Source organism: Kitasatospora sp. NPDC059146, from assembly GCF_042786665.1.
Lineage (GTDB): Bacteria > Actinomycetota > Actinomycetes > Streptomycetales > Streptomycetaceae > Kitasatospora.
The window spans coordinates 1-18,505 of sequence record NZ_JBHZCY010000126.1; the positions used below are offsets into that span (position 1 = coordinate 1).

18 protein-coding genes and 1 riboswitch are annotated in these 18,505 nt (G+C 72.6%); of the genes, 5 read left to right on the forward strand and 13 right to left on the reverse strand.

Annotated features, from left to right (window positions below; all coding sequences use genetic code 11):
• Positions 1-393 precede the first annotated feature (393 nt).
• Positions 394-795, reverse strand: coding sequence for a gamma-glutamylcyclotransferase (locus tag ACFXPX_RS35505; protein WP_380644514.1), 402 nt, complete (start codon positions 793-795; stop codon positions 394-396).
• A gap of 173 nt (positions 796-968) precedes the next feature.
• The gene (gene aceB, locus ACFXPX_RS35510; protein WP_380644515.1) at positions 969-2,621 is read right to left on the reverse strand and encodes a malate synthase A; all 1,653 of its coding nucleotides are present in this window, start codon (positions 2,619-2,621) and stop codon (positions 969-971) included.
• A gap of 201 nt (positions 2,622-2,822) precedes the next feature.
• Between aceB and ACFXPX_RS35515 the strand changes: the two genes are divergently transcribed.
• Together ACFXPX_RS35515 and ACFXPX_RS35520 are read left to right on the forward strand one after the other, a co-directional pair.
• Positions 2,823-3,620, forward strand: coding sequence for an IclR family transcriptional regulator (locus ACFXPX_RS35515; RefSeq protein ID WP_380521128.1), 798 nt, complete (start codon positions 2,823-2,825; stop codon positions 3,618-3,620).
• Positions 3,621-3,791: 171 nt separating this feature from the next.
• Positions 3,792-4,400, forward strand: coding sequence for a hypothetical protein (locus ACFXPX_RS35520; RefSeq protein ID WP_380589988.1), 609 nt, complete (start codon positions 3,792-3,794; stop codon positions 4,398-4,400).
• 80 nt (positions 4,401-4,480) lie between these two features.
• On the opposite strand, the gene ACFXPX_RS35525 is transcribed toward ACFXPX_RS35520, so the two are convergent.
• Positions 4,481-5,821: a hypothetical protein gene (locus tag ACFXPX_RS35525; RefSeq protein WP_380644516.1), complete on the reverse strand. Its 1,341-nt coding sequence runs from the start codon at positions 5,819-5,821 to the stop codon at positions 4,481-4,483.
• 7 nt (positions 5,822-5,828) lie between these two features.
• A riboswitch (cyclic di-AMP (ydaO/yuaA leader) is annotated at positions 5,829-5,936 on the reverse strand.
• 444 nt (positions 5,937-6,380) lie between these two features.
• Here ACFXPX_RS35525 and ACFXPX_RS35530 point away from each other — a divergent pair.
• Positions 6,381-6,710, forward strand: a complete 330-nt coding sequence (locus ACFXPX_RS35530; protein WP_223243450.1) for a MoaF N-terminal domain-containing protein — start codon at positions 6,381-6,383, stop codon at positions 6,708-6,710.
• Between the two features lie 73 nt (positions 6,711-6,783).
• Here the strand turns inward: ACFXPX_RS35530 and ACFXPX_RS35535 are convergent, their stop codons facing one another.
• Positions 6,784-7,944, reverse strand: a complete 1,161-nt coding sequence (locus ACFXPX_RS35535) for an alpha/beta hydrolase (RefSeq protein ID WP_380644517.1) — start codon at positions 7,942-7,944, stop codon at positions 6,784-6,786.
• Between the two features lie 304 nt (positions 7,945-8,248).
• Positions 8,249-8,914: a TetR/AcrR family transcriptional regulator gene (locus ACFXPX_RS35540; RefSeq protein ID WP_380644528.1), complete on the reverse strand. Its 666-nt coding sequence runs from the start codon at positions 8,912-8,914 to the stop codon at positions 8,249-8,251.
• 98 nt (positions 8,915-9,012) lie between these two features.
• Between ACFXPX_RS35540 and ACFXPX_RS35545 the strand changes: the two genes are divergently transcribed.
• Positions 9,013-9,777 (forward strand): SDR family NAD(P)-dependent oxidoreductase, encoded by a 765-nt coding sequence (locus ACFXPX_RS35545; RefSeq protein WP_380644518.1) that lies wholly within the window; start codon positions 9,013-9,015, stop codon positions 9,775-9,777.
• A 239-nt stretch (positions 9,778-10,016) separates the two neighbouring features.
• Here the strand turns inward: ACFXPX_RS35545 and ACFXPX_RS35550 are convergent, their stop codons facing one another.
• The 6 genes from ACFXPX_RS35550 to ACFXPX_RS35575 all read right to left on the reverse strand — a co-directional run bounded on the left by ACFXPX_RS35550 (position 10,017) and on the right by ACFXPX_RS35575 (position 14,864).
• Positions 10,017-10,679 (reverse strand): Pr6Pr family membrane protein, encoded by a 663-nt coding sequence (locus ACFXPX_RS35550; RefSeq protein ID WP_380644519.1) that lies wholly within the window; start codon positions 10,677-10,679, stop codon positions 10,017-10,019.
• Between the two features lie 138 nt (positions 10,680-10,817).
• Positions 10,818-11,795 (reverse strand): phosphotriesterase, encoded by a 978-nt coding sequence (locus tag ACFXPX_RS35555; RefSeq protein ID WP_380644520.1) that lies wholly within the window; start codon positions 11,793-11,795, stop codon positions 10,818-10,820.
• The gene (locus ACFXPX_RS35560; protein WP_380644521.1) at positions 11,792-12,304 is read right to left on the reverse strand and encodes a carboxymuconolactone decarboxylase family protein; all 513 of its coding nucleotides are present in this window, start codon (positions 12,302-12,304) and stop codon (positions 11,792-11,794) included. The genes ACFXPX_RS35555 and ACFXPX_RS35560 overlap by 4 nt, the downstream gene beginning before the upstream one ends.
• 17 nt (positions 12,305-12,321) lie before the next feature.
• A complete protein-coding gene (locus tag ACFXPX_RS35565; RefSeq protein WP_375891424.1) occupies positions 12,322-12,906 on the reverse strand; it encodes a DUF4865 family protein in 585 nt (194 codons plus the stop codon).
• Between the two features lie 53 nt (positions 12,907-12,959).
• The gene (locus ACFXPX_RS35570; RefSeq protein WP_380589967.1) at positions 12,960-13,526 is read right to left on the reverse strand and encodes a TetR/AcrR family transcriptional regulator; all 567 of its coding nucleotides are present in this window, start codon (positions 13,524-13,526) and stop codon (positions 12,960-12,962) included.
• A gap of 318 nt (positions 13,527-13,844) precedes the next feature.
• Complete coding sequence (locus ACFXPX_RS35575; protein ID WP_375891420.1) at positions 13,845-14,864, reverse strand: LLM class flavin-dependent oxidoreductase; 1,020 nt, start codon at positions 14,862-14,864, stop codon at positions 13,845-13,847.
• Between the two features lie 523 nt (positions 14,865-15,387).
• Here ACFXPX_RS35575 and ACFXPX_RS35580 point away from each other — a divergent pair.
• Positions 15,388-16,380: an aldo/keto reductase gene (locus tag ACFXPX_RS35580; protein WP_380644522.1), complete on the forward strand. Its 993-nt coding sequence runs from the start codon at positions 15,388-15,390 to the stop codon at positions 16,378-16,380.
• A gap of 140 nt (positions 16,381-16,520) precedes the next feature.
• Here ACFXPX_RS35580 and ACFXPX_RS35585 read toward each other — a convergent pair whose 3' ends face one another.
• Positions 16,521-17,594, reverse strand: coding sequence for an LLM class flavin-dependent oxidoreductase (locus tag ACFXPX_RS35585; protein ID WP_380644523.1), 1,074 nt, complete (start codon positions 17,592-17,594; stop codon positions 16,521-16,523).
• Between the two features lie 3 nt (positions 17,595-17,597).
• Positions 17,598-18,503, reverse strand: coding sequence for an ABC transporter substrate-binding protein (locus tag ACFXPX_RS35590; RefSeq protein WP_380644524.1), 906 nt, complete (start codon positions 18,501-18,503; stop codon positions 17,598-17,600).
• Positions 18,504-18,505: the final 2 nt, after the last annotated feature.

An 18,505-nucleotide genomic window follows, 5' to 3' on the forward strand; every position in this document is an offset into this window, starting at 1 on the left:
TCCACACGGCCGCGCCGCCCACCTCCAACGTGCACCGGATCGGGCGTGCGGGCCCCCGCGGGGCAAAGCAGGTCGCCTCCGGGCCGGTATCCCGCCCCGCGGGCGGGCCGGCACCTCCCCACCGGCCCGCCCGGCCCACTGGTTCCGGAGCGCGCCCAGGGACGGTGCGTGACCCGGACTCCGTACGCCCGTCCGGGCGTGCGGACCGCGGCCCCGAACCCACGGCGAGGGTTCGGGGCCGCGGCGTGCCCGGGGGCGGGACGGGGGGACGGGGAACGGCGAACAGATGACAGCAAACAGATAACGGCTGACAACTTTCATCATCTGTTATCTGTTCGCTGTCATCTGTTTTCTGTCAGTTGTCACCTGGCCGCCGCCATCCGCCCGCCCGCCTCAGGCCGTGCGCCCCAGCGTCGCCAGGTAGGCCCGCCAGCCGCCGTGGTGGGTGATCTCGCGGTGCACCCCGCGCTCGACCTCACCGCGGGCGAGCAGCATCGAGAAGCACGCGGAGCCGTCCTCCAGCTCGATCACACCGAGCTCCAACTCCCTGGGCTCGCCGGGCAGGATGACGTCCCGCAGGCGCTCCAGGCTGATCTCGTACAGCTCGCCCTCGATCGCGGTGCCGACGGACGGGTCGGCCAGCAGCCCCGGGCAGACGTCCGTGCCGCCGCTGTGGTCGATGGAGAAGAAGCGGTAGCCGGCCGCGGTGCGGGCCGGGCCGATCAGGGCGTCGGCGACCTTCTCGTGGAACGGTCCGCCGACCATCGCCTGGCCGTTGAAGAAGATGCGTGCCATCGGTGAACTCCTCAGGAGGGTAAGGCCGTACAAGGCCGTACAACGAAAAAGACCGTTCCGCACGGCGACGAGAGGACAGGTGGATTTCGTCGCCGTACGGAACGGAGCAAAGGGCGGCGGAACTGCTACGGCCCGGCAGGCGGCAGCGGTGGCGCCGGCGGATAGATTGGTGCTCAGCCCAGCAGGGGAAGCGCGGGGAGGGTCAGGAAGTCCGCGAACTCCTCGGCCAGGGCGACCTGTTCGAAGAGCTGGGCGGCCTCGCGCCAGCGGCCGGCCCGGTAGGCCTCGTCGCCGAACTCGGCGCGCAGCTCGGCCAGTTCGGTGGCGACCAGGGTGCGGACCAGCTCGGCGGTGGCCTTCTCGCCGGTGTCGGACAGCACGACCCCGTTGTGGATCCACTGCCAGATCTGCGAGCGCGAGATCTCGGCGGTGGCGGCGTCCTCCATCATGTTGAAGATGCCGACCGCACCGAGCCCGCGCAGCCAGGCCTCGATGTAGCGGAGGCCGACCTGGACGGCGTTGTGCAGTCCGGCCCGGGTGCAGGTGCCCCCGGCACCGGCGATGTCGAGCAGTTCGACGGCGGTGACCGGCTCGGCGGGGCCCGGGTTGTCCTTCTGGTTGGGCCGCTCGCCGAGCACCGCGTCGAAGGAGGCCCGGGCGACGGGGACGAGGTCCGGGTGGGCGACCCAGGAGCCGTCGAAGCCGTTGCCGGCCTCGCGGTCCTTGTCCGCCTTGACCTTCTCCAGCGCGGCGGCGTTGACCTCCGGGTCCCTGCGGCTGGGGATGAACGCGGCCATCCCGCCGATCGCGTGGGCGCCGCGCTGGTGGCAGGTCCGCACCAGCAGCCGGGTGTAGGCGGCCATGAACGGCGAGGCCATGGTGACGCTGTTGCGGTCCGGGAGGATGTAGTGCTCGCCGGCGTCGCGGAAGTTCTTGACGATCGAGAACAGGTAGTCCCAGCGCCCGGCGTTGAGCCCGGCCGCATGGTCGCGCAGCTCGTAGAGGATCTCGTCCATCTCGAAGGCCGCGGTGATGGTCTCGATCAGCACGGTGGCCCGGACGGTGCCGTGCGGGATGCCCAACGCGGCCTGGGCGTGGGTGAACACGTCGTTCCAGAGCCGGGCCTCGAGGTGGCTCTCGGTCTTCGGCAGGTAGAAGTACGGGCCGGAGTTGGGGTCCTCGGCGCCCTTGGCGATGAGCCGGGCGGCGTTGTGGAAGAAGTACAGGCCGAAGTCGACGAACGCGCCGGCCACCGGAACGCCGTCGACCAGCAGGTGGTTCTCGTCCAGGTGCCAGCCGCGCGGGCGGACCACGACGGTGGCGAGTTCGGCGGCGGGCTTGAGGGCGTAGGCCTTGCCGGCCGAGCTGGTGAAGTCGATCCGGCCCTCGAAGGCATCGATCAGGTTGACCTGGCCGCTGACCACGTTCTCCCAGGTCGGGGAGGTGGCGTCCTCGAAGTCGGCGAGCCAGATCCGCGCCCCGGAGTTGAGCGCGTTGATGACCATCTTGCGGTCGGTGGGCCCGGTGATCTCGACCCGGCGGTCCCGGAGGGCGCGCGGCGCCTCGGCGACCGTCCAGTCGCCGGCCCGGACGTCGGCGGTCTCGGGGAGGAAGTCCAGCGTGCCGGTGCGGGCGATCTCGGCGCGTCGGCCCTTCCGCCTCGTCAGGAGCTCCTGTCGACGGCCCTCGAAGGCACGATGCAGGCCCACGACGAAGGCGACCGCCTCCGGGGTGAGCACCTCCTCGGCCCGATGGACGCGCGGTCCGGCGACAGTGACGACCGGAGCGGCGGGGGAGGCGCCGACGGGCCCCTGAGCTGCAGCCATGAGCAGGACACTCCTAAGACGGTTGAGCCTGGCGAAGGGAGCTCCGGTGGGAACTTCCTCGGGAACTTCCTCGATCGTTACCCGCCTGTCGGCGGGTTCGATTCTGTAAGGTGGAGACTAGTTTCCGCGATACAGAATTTCAACGGTTTGTTGAAGAGGTCGCCGGGACTCTACTCCTCCCCGACAGCGAAGGGAACGCCGGTGGTTGCGACCCCCGACACAGCATCGACGACAGGCGCCGACCGCGCGAGCGGCGGCGTGCAGTCCGTCGAGCGCGCCTTCCAACTCCTGGAGGCGCTGGCCGACTCGGGCGGCGTGGCCACCCTCAGTGAGCTCTCCACCAGCTCCGGCCTCCCGATGCCGACCATCCACCGACTGGTTCGTACCCTCGTCCAGCAGGGCTATGTCCGCCAGGACACCGCGCGCCGCTACACCCTCGGCCCCCGGCTGATCCGGCTCGGCGAGACCTCCGGCCGCCTGCTCGGCAGCTGGGCCCGCCCGTACCTGGCCGAGCTCATGGAGGCCACCGGCGAGACCGCCAACCTGGCGGTGCTGGAGGGCGGCGAGGTGGTGTACGTCGGACAGGTGCAGTCCCGGCGCTCGATGCGGATGTTCACCGAGGTCGGACGGCGGGTCCAGCCGCACTGCACCGGCGTCGGCAAGGCGCTGCTCGCCCAGCTCCCCGAGGACGAGGCGCGCGCGGTCCTGGGCCCCAACCCGCTGCCCGCCCACACCGAGTACACCCTCACCGACCCGCAGGAGCTGATGGACCAGCTCGCCGAGGCGCGCGAGCGCGGGTACGTGGTGGACGACCAGGAGCAGGAGATCGGCGTCCGCTGCATTGCGCTCGCCGTCCCGGGCGCGCCGACGCCCACCGCGCTCTCCGTCTCCGGCCCGGAGGCCCGGATCCGGGCGCTGGAGGAGCAGGCGGGGGCGTCCGCACTGGTGCCGGTGATGCACCAGATCGCGGCCCGGCTGGGGCAGGTCCTGGCGCCATGACGTTCCGTCAACCCCTTTCAGGCGAACGGTAGATCCGGCGAGGACCGGTGCCCGCCGTTCGAGTGGCGGCGGGCGAGTTGTGCCGCTATCGCGGCCACGGCTCGGACACCCTGGTGCGGGCGCGGCCCGCGACAGCGCGGGCCGCCGGAGCGTGGGAGCAGGGTGGACGGCGTGGAGCAGCACGGAGTACGGGGCGGCGCGGGGCGCAGGAGGTTCGGCCGGGCCGGATTGCTGGCGGCGGTGACGGCGGGCTGCGCGGTGGCCTCACTGGCCGCCGGGCCCTCCTGGGCGGTGCGGCACCCGGTGCCGCGCCCGGATCTGGGGACCGTCGCGCCGGGGGCGCCCGAGGCGTCCACTCTGCCCGCCGTGGTCGCCAAGACGTCCCGCTCCCACCTGGAGGTGGTCCGGATCGACCCGGATCCGGCGCCGCCCGGCGGCGCCACCACCATCCACGCCTTCGTCGCCAATCTCGGCCCGGACACCACCGCCTCACCGCTCACGATCACGGTCACCCTGCCGAACGGGGTGACCCCGGAGGGCCCGTACTTCCCCGACAACTGCGCGGTCATCTCGCGCGGCAGGCAGGTGCGCTGCGTGTTCGGTCCCGGACTGCCGGACGGGCGCAGCGTGACCGCCCTCGTCCCGGTCCGGCTCTCCGACGACCTGGAGCTCGGGATCCTGGAGGGCGGCTCGGTCGAGGTGCGCAGCGCGGACGACCCCGGCGGCAGGGGTCACCGGGAGGAGTTCGACATCAAGGTCGTCGAGACGGCGGGCGACTGACGCGACGGATCGCCCCACCGGTCACCGGCCGCCGGCGAGCGGCTGCCGGACCTCCGGTGACCGGTGGGGCGGGCTCGTGGTTACCGGTAGACGCGGACGTAGTCGGCGGCCATGGTGATCGGGGTGTTCCCCTGCGGGGCCGGGTGGTACTTGCCGGCGCTCACCGAGAGGTTGAGGATCAGGTACGCCGAGAAGTTGGCCCCGACGCCCTTGCCGTCCGAGAACACCTTGACGCCGTTGACGTACCAGTCCACCGAGTTGGCGCCGTAGTAGGTGCCGATGGTCACCCACTGGTCGGTGCCGATGGCGCTCGCGTCGGTGTAGTAGTCGGGGTTGCCGGGGTTGACGTGGTTGGTCAGCTCCAGCAGGTTCGGGTTGTCGGGGTGGTACTCGAAGGAGTCGATCTCCCCGTTGCCGTTCTTCCAGGTCCACAGGGCGGGCCAGGCGCCGGTACCGGCGGGCAGCTTGACCCGGGTCTCGGCGTAGTCGCCGGTCTTGACCTGGAACCCCTCGGCGGAGCCCTCGGTGGTCAGGAAGCCGGTGTTCCAGGACTGCTTGCCGTTCTCCAGCGTCGGCCCGCCCGGGGTGGCGGTGAAGGTGGCGACGCCGTTCGCGACGGTGACGTTGTTCTTGTTCAGCCAGTCGAGCTTGTTGTCGTCCGGGTTGTGGTTCCCGTACTTGTACGAGGTGCTCTTGTCGCCGACCCAGCGCTGGCCCCAGTTGATCGGGCCGTTGAACTCGTCGGACCAGGTCAGCGACTTGCCGGCGATCGGGGAGGACGACGCCGGGGTCGTCGGGGTGGCCGTGGCGGTGGGGGTCGGCGTCGCGGTCGGGCTCGCGGTCGGGGACGCGGTGGGGGACGCGGTCGCGGTGGGCTTCGCCGTCGGGCTCGCGGTCGCGGTCGGGGAGGGGGTGGGCTTCGCCGTCGGGGACGGGGTCGGCGTGGGCGTACCCGTGGCCGAGACCACCAGCTGCTGCGAGGGCAGGTTGTGCCAGGCGCCGCCGAGGTCCTGCCAGAAGCCGAACTGGGTGTACGTCCCGGCGGCCAGGGTGCGGGCGGCGCTGGTGTAGGTGAGTCCGCCGGGGCAGATCTGCACGTTGCTCGCGTTGCCCGGGAAGTCCAGGTTGGTGCCGCGCGCGTCGCGGACGCCCACGCCGACGGTCTTGGCGGTGAAGCAGGACGAGGAGTGCAACGCCAGCGAGGCGGTGCCCGCCTTCCCCGCGACCATGGTGGCGGGGGCGAGGCGGTCCTGGGTGACGGTCGGGCCGGTGGCGGCCTGGGCGCCGGAGACGGACGGCAGGCCGAGCAGGCCGGCACCGGTGATGGCGAGCGCCCCGGTCGTGGCGAGGGCGGTGTTGCGGCCACGGTGGGACGGACGGGCGTGGCGGGGCGCGCGACGGCGCCGGGCAGGCTGGTGCATGGGGGTCCTCTGCCACGCCTGCGAGGTGAGCTGTCGGATTCGGGCTGCAGTTGCCCGGCCGCCTGTGGAGCGGCTTCACCCCTAGCCACGCCCCGCACGCTGGTGCGTACGGGCCGGGCGCTGACCTTGGTTCCCCCGCTCCCGTCCGCTGTGGTGCTCGGGTACTCGCCGGCGGGTGGACGGGACTCGGCGTCCCGGCGGCGGGGTCCGCGACAGCGGACGACGACTGCAGGCTAGGCAGGCCGTCCGTGGACGGACAACCTCATGGGGCCGGTTGTCGCGCAGCTCACAGTGGTGTCGATCAACGACGCTGCGTGGCGGCCGAGTTGATCAATGGAGCCGACGCCGACCCGCGGCCCCGCCGGGCCCGCCCGGGATGGGGGTCACACACGGTGCGCGGCGCGGCGGTGGCGGACCGTGTGTGACCGCCGTGGCGTGGAGCCGCCCGAGTCCGCCCCATCGGATAAATTGGAGCCCTGGGATTTTCCGCGGTGCACAAGAGCACCGGCCGGAGCCGTACGACCCGTCCCCCGTTCCAGAGAAGAGGTTCCGCCCCACCATGACCGCGTCCCTGCCCGCCTTCGCCGGCCGTACCTACGTCTTCCGGGCCGACAACGGCGCGGCCTTCCGCAACTCCTACTCGGCCGACGGCACCCGGCTGCGCTGGGAGGGCCTCGGTGAGTCGGCGGGCCAGTGGGAGGACGTGCGGCTGCACGTCGCCGAGGTCGCGCCGGAGATCTACTTCATCAGCTGGACGGAGCAGAGCGGGATCACCGTCAGTCACGTGATGGACCTCAACGCGCTGACCGTACGGGCCTTCTGGACCTTCGAGGGCGAGGGCGGCCGGGTCGGCCAGCTGCACACCGGGACGCTGGAACGGGTCGCCTGACCGGCGCCGGAACGCACCGAACCCCCGGGAGCCGAGGCTTCCGGGGGTTCGGTGCGTTCCGCGGGCGGCGCCGTCAGACGGTCTGGCCCGGGTGGCCCGGCTGGTTCGGGACCTTGAGGTGCTGGGACAGCCACTCCAGCGAGGACGGCAGCAGGGCGCTCCAGGTCTCGAAGTTGTGGCCGCCGTTCTCGAGCATGCTGTAGGAGACCTTCATCGGGCTCCTCGCGGCGTCGATGAACGCCTCGGTGTCGTGCTTGTAGTTGCCGTCGCCCTTCTTGGTGCCGGCCAGCAGCACGGAGACGTCCGGCTGCGGCATGTTCTTCAACCGCCACATCAGGTCGGCCTCGTCGCGGCGCTGCTTGCTGCCGCCGAAGAGGTCGCCGGTGGTCGGGTCGTCGGCCGCCTCGTAGTACCCGGACAGGGACACGGCGGTCGGGAAGACGTCCGGGTGGCGCATGGCCAGCTTGAGCGCGCAGTAGCCGCCGGTGGAGTTGCCCATGAAGGCCCAGGCCCGGGGGTCGGCCGAGACCCGGTAGCTGGCCTGGATCGCCGACGGGACGTCCTTGGTGAAGTACGTGTCGGACTGGGCGCCGCCCGGGATGTCCTCGCACTCGGTGTCCTGCGGCAGGGCGGGCGAGGGACGCATCAGGACCATGACGGTCGGCTGCATCCGGCCCTCCTGCAGCAGCTTGAGCGCGGCGCCCGGGTAGTTGAAGCGGGTGATCAGGTTCTCGGCGATTCCTGGGAATCCGGTGCTGACGATCACGGCCGGGAACTGCTTCTGCGCGTACTCGGGCTGGAAGTACTGCGGCGGCAGGTAGACGAAGCCCTCGGTCGACAGCCGGCTCTCCTTGCCGTCGATCCGGACCTTGCGGATCTCGCCGGACTGGCCGGGCTCACGGCCCATCGCGCCGCCGCCCTTGACCGACGCCTGGCCTATGGTCTCGACCAGCAGTCGGCCGGAGGCGTCCGCCTTGTTGTGGATGACGACCGGGCCGGTGCTGCCCGTGCCCATCAGGTCGTCCCAACTGCTGTAGAAGGCGAAGTAGTTGTTCGCCACCAGCCCGAGCGCGGCGAGCACCGCCAGCTGGGTCGCGAGCAGCGCGCCGATCCGGCCGAGCACCGCCTGCCAGCTCTTCCGGGCGAGTCTGGGCCAGAGCCAGACCGTGCCGACCATCACCACGACCGCCATCAGCACGGCCAGTGCCAGCACCTTGTGGCTCGTCAGACCCATGTTCCAGTTGCTCCCACGCCTCGAACTCCCGCCCCCTCCGCTCAGGGACATCCGAGGAGGTCACCCCGGTTCCCCCACCGGGGCGCGCGCACCAACCCTAGCGGGAGCTGGGAGGAAGCTGATCGGGGGCTGTGGGCAAGCGGCGAACAGATGACAGATTTCAACTTTCAGATAACAGATGACAGCGAACGGATAACAGATAACAGATTTCGAAAGTTGTTCTCTGTCATCTGTTCGCCGCTATCTGTTATCCGTCATCCGGCTGCTGTCATCTGTCCGCTGTCATCCGCTCACCGCTGGGTCGCTACTCCCCCGTCGGCCGGGCCCACAGGCGCAGCCCCGCCGTGAGTTCGCGCATGCAGCGGGCGCCGAGGTCCTGCGGGGACCCGGGGCCGGTGACGGCGGCATCGGAGCCGGCCCACTGCTCCAGGGCCACCCGGATCGCCGCCGTGGCCGCCGCCGCGGCCAGCCGGACCTCCAGCGGATCGGCGCCGTCCGGACAGCAGGCGGCCAGCACGCCCCGCAGCCGCGCCTCCGACGCGGCATGGACCCGCTGCCAGGTGCCGTCCAGCCGCGGGTCGCGCAGCAGGTCGCGGGTCCAGTGCATCGCCTCGACGGCCTCGTCGTCGGCCGGGGTGAGCGACTCGACTGCCGAGCGCTCCAGCGCCTCGCGCAGCGGGACGTCCGCCGGACTCTCGGCCAGCAGGTCCACCCAGCGCTGCCCGCCCGCCGCCAGCAGCGGGGCGACGGCGTCCTCCTTGACGGAGAAGTAGCGGTAGAAGGTGCGCAGCGAGACGCCCGCGGCAGCGGCGATCTCCTCGGCGGTGGTCGCCTCGGCGCCCTGCTCGGCGAAGAGCGCGGCGGCGGTGCGGGCGATCTCCAGCCGGGTGGCGTCACGGCGGCGCTGGGTCAGGGTCGGGCGTCCGGTCACAGGGGTCAGCGTACGCAAGCGATCACGGTCCCGACGCATCGCGCCCAGGTGGCACATCGAGACTTCTTGGCACAACGTGCCACATGGGCGTACCGTGCCTCTTGAGGTCGAGAGACCACGAACGAAGGAGTACCACCATGGAGCGCTTCAGCGGACGGAACGTCCTGATCACCGGCGGCGGCTCTGGCATCGGCCAGGCGACCGTGCACCGGATCCTCGCCGAGGGCGGGAAGGTCGTCGCCGTCGACGTCAACGAGGACGGCCTGAAGAAGACCCTGGACCGCGCGACCGCCGAGGGCACCGCCGACCGCCTGACGATCCAGGTCCTGGACATCTCGGACGAGGCCGCCGTGATGGCGGGCGTCGCCGAGGCCGTCGCGGGCCTGGGCGGTCTGGACGTCCTGGTCAACGCGGCCGGCATCCTCCGTTCCTCGCACACCCACGAGACCACGCTGGAGTTCTGGAACAAGCTCCTCGCGGTGAACCTGACCGGCACCTTCCTGATGACCCGCGAGGCACTCCCCGCGCTGCTCGCCACCGGCAAGGGCGTGGTGGTCAACTTCTCCTCCACCTCCGCGAGCTTCGCCCACCCCTACATGGCCGCGTACGCCGCGACCAAGGGCGGCATCCAGTCCTTCACCCACGCGATCGCCTCGGAGTACTCGAAGCAGGGCCTGCGCGCGGTCTGCGTCGCACCGGGCAGCATCGACAGCGGCATGACCAACAACCCGGGCCTGCCCGCCGACGCCGACTTCATCCTGCTGGCCAAGCTCTCCCCCGCCCTCGGACACGGCTTCGCGGGCCCGGACACGGTGGCCGGCGTGATCGCGATGCTGGCCTCCGACGACGGCGCCTTCGTCACCGGCACCGAGCTCCGGATCGACGGCGGCACCCACATGTGAGCCCCCGGTCCGGTCGCCGGCGGGGTCCGTGCCCTCCCCCATCGGGCACGGGCCCCGTCGGCGTCCTCGTTCTCGGGCCCCCTCGTGCTCAGACGCCGTCGTTCACAGGCGTTGTCGACCGGTCCGGCCGGGGTGCCGCCGGGCAGGGCCACCGGGTGGAGGTCCGGATGGTCGGCACGGCTGCCACCGTACGGGCGGGCGGCGACGGCCGTCAGCGGGTCAGTCTCAGCCAGTCGCTCTCAGCCGGTCGCCCGGGCGCGGGCGTGCCGGCCGTTCGACGCCACGCCCCGCCGGGCGTCGCGGTGGGCGGCGAGGGCGTTGCCGACCGCCGCGAGCGCGGCCCCGAGCAGCAGGAACGCCACCGCCAGCAGGAAGCACGCCCCCGCGATCCGGCGGTAGCCGCCGTGTCGGGCGGGGTCGAGGAACGGGAACGGGTACCAGCCCGCGGCGTGGCCGCGGAGCAGCGCGTACGCCACGAAGAGCAGCGGGAACCCGAGCCAGCCGAGCACCGTCCGGGCCCGGACGGGCCGGGCGGGCGGGTCGACCAGCCAGTCGGCGAGCGCGAGCAGCGGCATCACGCGGTGGACCACGTCGTCCACCCACGGGATCACCAGCGGCGCCGGGTACGTCGCCAGCAGCGTGCCGTACGCCAACCCGGTGACCACCAGGTAGAGCAGCACCGCGCCGCGCACCGCGTCCGGCACGGGCCGGCGGCCGGTCAGCCCGGCCCAGCCGCCGTAGCCGAGGACGGCCGCTCCGGCGAGGTTGGCGAGGGTGGTGAAGTAGCTGAGGAAGTTCACCACCCCGGAGCCGTCCGTCGCCGCGCGGTAGCCGGAGAAGCAGAGCGCGACGACGAGGAAGGCCGCGACGGCGAGCCGGGCGGGGGCGAGCCACGAGTGCATCGTCGGAACCGCCTCTCTGGGGCGTGGTCCGGACAGGGGCTCTTCGGATTCAAACCCCAGCGGGCGGACTCGGCCACACGAGGGACCGCATCAGGGAGCACATCAGGGGCTGTCTCGGGGCCCTCCGTGGGGTGCGCCTCAGGGGGTGCGCCAGTCCGCGGCGAGGGCGGCCGCCGGGTTGGTGACCAGCAGCAGGTCGCACAGCTCGGGCCCGAAGGTGCGGGCCAGTCGCGGGACGAGGTCGGTGAGCAGCCGGGTGGGGCCGCCGACCTCGCGGGCCGTCCGGGTGGTGGTGTCGGCACCGAGCAGGAGCCGGTGGGCGTGGCCCGCCTCGACCAGGTCGGCGATCACCTCGAAGGCCTGGAGGTCGGCGGGGTGGCCGATCCGCGAGGGACTGTCCAGGGCGAGGAAGGCCCCCTCGGCGGCGAGGCTGCGGTGCAGCGACCGGTCGGTGAAGCGGGTGAGGTGGCCGAGGAGGATCCGGTCGGGGTCGACGCCGTGCCGCCCGTGCAGCCGGTCCAGGATGCCGTGCGGGTCGCCCTCGGGTTCGAGGTGAACGGCGATCGGGGCGCCGGTGGCGTGGTGCGCCTCGGCCGCGGCGGCCGCCGTCCGGCGGGTGTGCCCGGTCAGCGGGCCCGCGTCGTCGGCGATCTTGATCAGGCCGGCGCGGACGCCCTCGGGGGCGCCGGGGAGCCCGGTGACGAGCTCGGTGACGAAGTGCTCGGCGAGGTCGGCCGACGCGGTGGGGGCGCCGGTCGTGCCGGGGGTGCCGGTCGTGCCGGTCGTGGCGGGGGTGCCGGCGGAGAACCGGTCCTCAGGGTAGTGGACCGCCTGGTGCGCGCCGGTGGCGGCGACCAGGTGGACGCCGGTCGCGCGGGACAGCGCGGCGAGGGAACCCGCGCCGCGCCCCATGCCCTGCGGGGTCCACTGGACGAAGGAGCGGCCGCCGGCCGCGGCGTACTCGCGCAGCACCGCCTCGGCGGCGACCGGGTCGTCCAGCTCCTGACCGGGGAGCAGGGGGCTGCGGATGAAGAGGTGGTCGTGGGAGTCCGTGACGCCCAGCTCGCCGGGGGCGAGGTCGCCCAGGACAGTGCGTACGGTGCGGGTGGCGGTCATGCCACGTCCTCCGCCGAGGCGTCGGTCACGGGAGTGTCGGCCGCCGGGGCTTCGGAAGCCGGGGCTGCGGACGCCGCGAAGGTGGCGGTGGCGACCCGGAGGCCGGCCAGGGCCTTGGGCAGGCCGACGTACGGGGCCAGGTGGACGATCACCTCGGTGATCTCCTCGCGGCTCATCCCGATCCGCAGGCTGTTGCGCACGTGGTCGGCGAGCTGCGGCTCGACCCCGCCGAGGGCGGTGAGCGCGGCCAGGTTGGCGATCTGGCGGTCGCGCAGGGCGAGGCCGGGGCGCTGGTAGGTGCCGCCGAAGAGGCTGGTGACGATCCAGTCGGCGAAGCCCGGGGCGATCGCGTCCAGGCCGCCGAGGGTCCCGGCGGCGGCCGGACCGGCGAGCTCGGCGAGCAGGGCGTAGCCGGCTTCGCGGTCGAGCGGCGCCGGCGTGAGGTCGGCGGGGGCCATGGCGGTGGGGGCAGTGGGGGCAGTGGGGGTGGTGGGGATCGTGGCGGGCATCGCGGTGTGGGGACCTTTCACCAGTGGCGGCCGGCCGGCAGCCGGTCGAGTTCGGGGCGGGACAGGTGCAGCACCCGGAAGCGGGTGCCGGGCGCGTCGTCCGGGGCGGGACCGGACCACAGGGCGAGGCTGAGCAGTTCCCAGCGGCTCGGGTCCACGGCGACGGCCGCGGTGTGCAGGGCGGGGTTCGACGGGTGTGCCGGGAGCTCGGCGAGGGCCCGCTCGACGGCCTCGGCCGGATCGGCGCTCTCCGGGAGCCGGACGACCGTACGCGTGGCGGTGCTCGGGGCCTCCGTCCGGTCGCCTTCGGCCAGGCCCGCGCCGAGCCAGTGGCGGACGACCGGGCGGCCGAAGTCGGCGCTCAGGCCGCGGAAGCCCGGGCCCCAGAGGAAGCGGTTCATGCCTTCGGCGGTGCGCCAGAGGTAGAACGGCGCGTACTGGTTGACCGGCGAGCCGTCCTGGCCGCGTTCGCGGACCAGGTACGCCTTGAGGCCGAGGCCGGGATGGGTGTCCAGCAGGTGGCCCTTGTCGGCCACGCGCCGACGGATGACGGCCATGTCGTAGTCGGCGGGAAGGGTGATCTCGTACTGCATGGCGTGCACGGTGGGCTCCCTGGGTCGGGGGCGGGTGTCGGCCGTCGAGTCGCCGTCTCCGGTCAGGCCCGGCGGTGGGCGCCCAGCAGGCCGAGGGCGCCGCGGACGGCCTGGTCGAAGGGGGCGGCGCTGTCCGCGGCGCGGGCCAGGACGTAGCCGCCCTGGACGACGGCGACCACGGCCGCGGCGGTGTCCGCCGGGTCGAGGCCGGCGGCGAACTCGCCGTGTGCCTGGCCCTCGGCGACCAGCTCGGCGATCCGGCCGCGCAGCCAGTCGAAGGTCTCCTCGACGGGGGCCCGCAGCTGCGGGTCCGCGACCACGTCAGGATCCTGGGCCATCCGGCCGATCCGGCAGCCGCGCAGCACCTCGCGGTCGCGGTGCAGGTAGGCGGCGATCCGGTCGTACGCGGTGCCCGGGGCGGCGAGGTCGGCCTCGGCGATGCCCCGCAGCTGCTCGGCGCTGCGGCGCAGGGCGGCGGCGGCGAGGTCGGGCTTGCCGTCGAAGTGGTGGTACATGCTGCCCTGGCCGACGCCGGAGCGCTGCTGGATGGCCTTCGGGCTGGTGCCGACGTAGCCGCGTTCCCAGAGGAGGGCCTGGGTGCTCTCGATGAGGCGGTCCTGGGTGGTCATGGCTCCACTGTACATACCAGTAGGTACAGATGGAAGGGGTTTCTCCGGCACGGCGGGCGGGACCAGGGGTGGGCGCGGTGCCACCAGGGGTGGGGCCGGCTTCGGTCGACTTCGGGCGACTTCGGGCGACTTCGGCGGAGGCGGAGGAAAGACCGAGGGCCGTGCGCCGCCCCCCGGCGGCCACGGCCCCTCGACCGTTCGTCATCCCCCGCGCCGGCCAACGGCATTCGGCCCGGCCCGGTGGCGCGCGTCACGTTACGCACGGTGTCGAGCGTCACGCCGCGTAGGGAGTGCGCGGCGCCCGGCGCGGGCGGGCGCTCAGGGCAGTTCGCGCCGGATCACCGGCGCCACCTCGGCCGCGAACAACTCCAACTGCTCCCGCTGCACCTCCTCGGTGAGCGCGTCGACCCCGATCCCGACCACCTCGTTGCCGAAGGCCTCGTGGTAGCGGTGGATCTTCTCGACCACCTGTTGCGGGCTGCCGACCAGGGCCGAACCCTCCTCCAGCGCGTCCTCCAGTGAACGGAACGGCGAGTTGTTGTGCTTGCCCGCGGCCGAGTTGACCATGGCCTCCCAGTACGGCCGGTAGCCCTCCACCGCGTCCTGCGAGCGCCTGGCGACGTACAGTCCGCCGAAGCCCGCGCCCACCCGGGCCTCCTTCGGGTCGCGGCCGTAGTGCTCCCAGCGCTCGCGGTAGTCCTCCACCAGGGCCCGGTACTTGGCCAGCGGATGGAAGGAGTTGGCGGAGAACAGCGGATCCCCGTAGCGGGCGGCGAGGTCGGTCGAGCGGGTGCTGGTCGCACTGCCGTGCCAGACCGGGATCGGGTCCTGGAGCGGGCGCGGCGACACGGTGGCCTCCGTGAGCGGCGGACGGGTCGAGCCCCGCCACGTCACCTTCTCCTCCCGCCAGAGCCGGTGCAGCAGAGCGTAGTTCTCGGCGAGCGCCTCCCACTGACGCTCCTCCGGGAGGCCGAACAGGCCGAAGTGGCGCGGGTCGTTGCCCTTGCCGATGATCAACTCGATCCGGCCCCCGGAGAGTTGGTCGAGCATCGCGTAGTCCTCGGCGACCCGGACCGGGTCCAGGATGCTGAGCACCGTCACCGTGGTGAACAGCCGGATGGTGCTGGTGCGGGCGGCGATCGCACTCAGCAGCACGGGAGGCGCCGGGGAGAGGAACGGCTCGCCGTGCCGCTCCCCCACCCCGTAGCCGTCGTAGCCGAGTTGCTCGGCGAGGACGGCCTGGTCGACCACGTTCCACAGCTTCTGCTGCGGGGTGCGGTGGATGCCGGTGACGGGATCGGGGGCGTTGGCGACGAGGGACGAGACGGTGAACCGCACGGCGGTCTCCTAGGGGCGCTCGGTGGTCGGACGACGGAACGGCGCTGGGCCGTCCGGGGCGCTGCGGGTGCGGGACGCGCGGGATGCGGGACACGCGGGGTGCGGGACCGGTGCGAGGAGCCCGAGGTACGGAGCCCGTCACGGGGAGTCCGTGACGGCGAGTCCGCGACGGGGAGTCCGCGACAGGGTGGGCGTGGCACCGGCGGAGGCGCGGTACGGCGGCGCTGCGCTCGGACGGGCAGCACCGGAGGCGGACCGGGGCGGGCCTGGCGGCCCGCGGGCGGCGTCAGCGCACGGTGCTGCGGCGGTGACGGCGACAACAGCGGGGCACGACGGTCACGGTGGCCTCGGCCGCTACGGTCCGGACTGCCATCACGCTCCCCCCTCCGCCTCGTCCGCGCGCGGCCGCACCCGGCCCCGCGCCGTCCCACCTGGTCCTCCGCGAGGATAAGCAGCGGAGGGAGGCGGGGCAAGACACTCCCAGGGACTTGATCGGGCGGAGCCGACTGGCAAGATGTCCGGCATGAGCTACCTCGCCGCGGATGACCGCTATGCCTCGATGACCTACCGGAAGGCCGGCCGCAGCGGAGTTCAGCTGCCCGCCGTCTCACTGGGGCTCTGGCACAACTTCGGTGACGCCCAGCCGCTGGAGGTGCAGCGGGCGGTGCTGCGCCGGGCCTTCGACCGGGGCGTCACCCACTTCGACCTGGCGAACAACTACGGGCCGCCGTACGGCAGTGCGGAGCGCAACTTCGGCTACCTGTTCGCGCAGGACTTCCGGCCGTACCGCGACGAGCTGTTCATCGCCACCAAGGCCGGCTGGGACATGTGGCCCGGCCCGTACGGGAACGGCGGCAGCCGCAAGTACCTGCTGGCCAGCCTGGACCAGTCGCTGGGCCGGATGGGGCTGGACTACGTCGACGTCTTCTACTCGCACCGCTACGACCCGGACACCCCGATCGAGGAGACGATGGGGGCGCTGGACAGCGCGGTGCGCTCGGGCAAGGCCCTGTACGCGGCGATCTCCAACTACCCGGCGGAGCAGCACCGGGAGGCGGTGGCCATCCTGCGCGAGCTCGGGACGCCGGTGCTGCTGAACCAGTCGGCGTACTCGATCCTCAACCGGAACGTGGAGGAGGGCGGCGTGCTGGAGGCGGTGGGCGACACCCGGACCAGCCTGATCGCCTATTCGCCGCTCGCCCAGGGACTGCTGACGGACCGGTACCTCTCGGGCCGGGTCCCGGCCGGCTCGCGCATGTCGGTGGGGAAGTTCCTGACCGAGGAGGTGCTGACCGAGTCGAAGCTGGACCAGCTGCGGGCACTGAACAAGGTCGCCGAGAAGCGCGGACAGACGCTGGCCCAGCTCGCCCTGTGCTGGGTGCTGCGGGACCCGCGGGTGGTCTCGGTGATCATCGGTGCGAGCAGCGTGGACCAGCTGGACCAGAACCTCGACGCACTGGCCGGCGGGCCGCTGACGGAGGAGCAGCTGGCCGAGATCGACCGGCTGAGCGTGTGACGGGAACTTGGTTGGGGTGACGGGGCACTGCGGCGGGTGACGGGTGACGGATAACAGCTGACAGATTTCGAAATCTGTCAGCTGTTATCTGTTATCTGTTCGTCGACATCCGTCACCCGTCGGCCAGCGGCCGAGGGCCGTCAGCGGCGAATACCCAAGGCTGGAAGAACCGTTTCCGCTACTCGATGGGCCTCCTCCAGCAGCGGGTTCCCGGAGAGGATGAAGGTGTCGACGCCCAGCGCCTCGAACTCCTTCAACCGCTCGACCACCTGGGCCGTCGACCCGACCACCGCCGTCCCCGGACCGGGCCGGAACAGGCTCATGCCCGGCCAGAGATTGGGGTAGGCCTCCAGCTCCCGGGCGCGCGCCGGGACCCTTCCGCCGTGCTGGCGGAACTGGCGCTGCCACCCGACGCCGTCCTCCCCCTCGGCGGATCCCAGCTGCCGGGCGTACGTCGCCTCGCTCGTCACGTCCAGCAACCGGTCGGCGGCGGCCCAGGCCTCCTCCTCGGTGTCCCGGACGATCAGGTGCAGCCGCAGCCCGATCCGCAGGCTCCGTCCGTGCGCGGCGGCGCGTTCGCGGACCAGGTCGAGCTTCTCCTTGAGCAGGTGCGGCGGCTCCCCCCAGGTCAGGTAGACGTCCACGTGCTCGGCGGCCATCTCGATGCCGGCCGGCGAGCTGCCGCCGAACCAGAGCGGGATGCCACCGGGCTGCGCCGGGGTGAGCTCGCGCAGGCTCGCACCCGCGTTCTTCAACCGGTAGAACTCGCCCTCGTGGTCGAAGACTTCGCCGGCCGTGAGGCGCTTGACGATCGACCAGTACTCGGCGCTGAGCCGGTAGCGGTCGTCGTGCTCGACGTCCAGACCGTACTCGCGCAGCTGCGCGGTGGAGCCGTTGACCACATTGAAGCGCAGCCGCCCGCCGTGCAGGTGGTCGAAGCTGAGCGCCATCTTGGCGAGCAGGGTGGGCGAGACCAGTCCGGGGTGGACCGCCAGCAGCGGCTTGAAGGCCGGCCCGGTGGCCGCGGCGAGCGCGCTGCCGAGCGTCCAGACGTCGTACAGGTCGGTGGCGAGCAGCGCGCCGGTGTAGCCCAAGCGCTCGACACTGCCCGCGAGTTGCTGCAGGTACCGCAGGTCCACCGGGCGTCGGCCGGACGGCTCCCACGGGTAGTGTCCTTCGCGCGGGATGATGTACCAGAGGACTTCGGAGGCCACGGCTCAGCGGTCCTTCCCGAGTACGGCGGCCACCGGGGCCTCCAGAGCGGACAGTTGGGCGTCGGCGACGGTCAGCGCGCGGTCGATGAAGCCGACCCGGTGGAAGATGTCCGCCGCCTCCTGCTGCTCGGCCACGAACGCGTCGGTGGCCGGCTCCAGTTGCCAGGGCAGCGCGACGAGCGCGGCACGCCAGTCGGCGACCGTTCCGCCCAGCTCCCGGGCCGCGATCGCGGCCGCCTCGGCCGGATGGGCGGCCGCCCAGGCGTCCGCCCGGCGCAGCGCGGTCGTGATCGCGGCGACCACCTCGGGGCGGTCGGTGGCGAAGTCCCGGCGGGTGAAGAAGACCGAGCGGTCGGTGATGACGTCCCCGGTGCGGACCAGCGCGCGGAACTCGCCACTGCGACGGGCCGCGGCGAGCTCGGCGCCCTGGGCGATCCAGCCCGCGATCTCGCCCTCGCGCAGCCTCCGGGCCTGGTCCTCCCCTGCCACCGGCCGCGCCGGTGTGACGTCCTCACCGTACGAAAGCCCGTGCGCGTCCAGGGCCTTGGCGAGCAGGTGGGTCTGCCAGGAGCCGACGCCCAGCACGACGGTGCCGCCCTTGAGGTCGGCGACCGTACGGACCGGTCCGCCGTCCAGGACGAGCAGTGCGCCGTGGTCGGGGCGGGGTGCGGAGACCACCGCGTACACCAGGTCGTGGCCGGCCGCCTGGGCGGTGATCGGCGGGGTCGAGCCGGTGCCGCCGAAGTCGATGGTGCCGTCGGCGAGCAGCTCGCCGGTACGGGTCCCGTCGGTGTAGTGGTGGAACGCGCCGCTCTCCCCGAGCGGGGCCAACTCCTCGTCCAGGTAGGGCAACCGGGCGAGGTAGTAGAGCGTGGGATTGCTGGCGTGGACGCCGAGGGTGACGGTCATCT